Genomic DNA, 926 nt, shown 5'->3' with positions numbered 1-926 from the left:
GCCCACCGACGGCACTTGGCGCACCACGACACGGCTGTCCCTGGCGGCGCACGGCTGGTACGACGCAACGCTGGACCTCGCGGACGCCGACGGCGACCACCCCGCCTACCCGGCTCATGGGGAGATCAACTACAACGACTGGCCGGTCTTCACCGACACCCGAGCCAACCGCAGCACGGTCGACTACGAGCAACGATGGGTGACCGTTTCCGGGACGGTGTCCACCTTCGACCCGGCCACTGGTCTGACCACACCCGGCTGGAAGGCCGGCTCGCTCTTCCTCTCCTCCCTGCAGAACAACACGCAGTCGACGCAGGTACCGTCCGTGGCCGCTGACGGCTCGTACTCGGTGACGAGCAGGCTCTACGGAGCCCTGACCGTCGGCGCGATGAACGGCAGCAGGAGCACAACGAACTCTCCGTTCGTCCAGGTCGACAGGGTGTATGTCCCGACGCGTGTCGTCGTCGAGAAGGCCTCCGCCACCGTCGTCCGCGGCAACAGCTTCACGCTGCAGGGCAAGGCCCAATACCTGAGCCCCACCACCAACCAGTGGACCGGCCTGATCGCGGACGACCCGGACAGCGCAGTCGTCGTCAGCAGCCCCGATCACTTCCAGGCCATCCGCCCGACCGCGCCTGACGGATCCTTCTCCCTCACCACCCCGGACGTGCAGAACGAAGGCGAGTGGAGGGCGAGCATCGGCGGCTACGGCTTCCTCCTCCAGGCCTACGCCGGCACCCAGGTGCATGTTCTTTCGCGCTCCGTCCTGTCCTGGACCGACCGGACGATCTCCGGCGCCGGGACAGTGCGGGTAAAGGGCAGCCTCACAGCAGCCCCGGGCCCGTGTCCCCAGGGCAAGGTCCAGGTACAGCAGTCCCCCGACGGCAGCACCGGCTGGTCGACGATCGCCACGGTCACCCCCAACA

At 67.9% G+C, this 926-nt stretch carries 1 protein-coding gene; it reads left to right on the top strand.

The window, feature by feature from the left end:
- Positions 1–926: hypothetical protein (locus tag N4G66_RS45195; protein ID WP_261710152.1), on the top strand; the 926-nt coding region annotated here is incomplete at both ends.

It is taken from the genome of Streptomyces rhizosphaerihabitans (genome assembly GCF_025399795.1).
Classification (GTDB): Bacteria; Actinomycetota; Actinomycetes; order Streptomycetales; family Streptomycetaceae; genus Streptomyces; species Streptomyces rhizosphaerihabitans.
The sequence above is the reverse complement of the archived record's forward strand: the minus strand, read 5'-3'. Positions and strand labels throughout refer to the sequence as shown.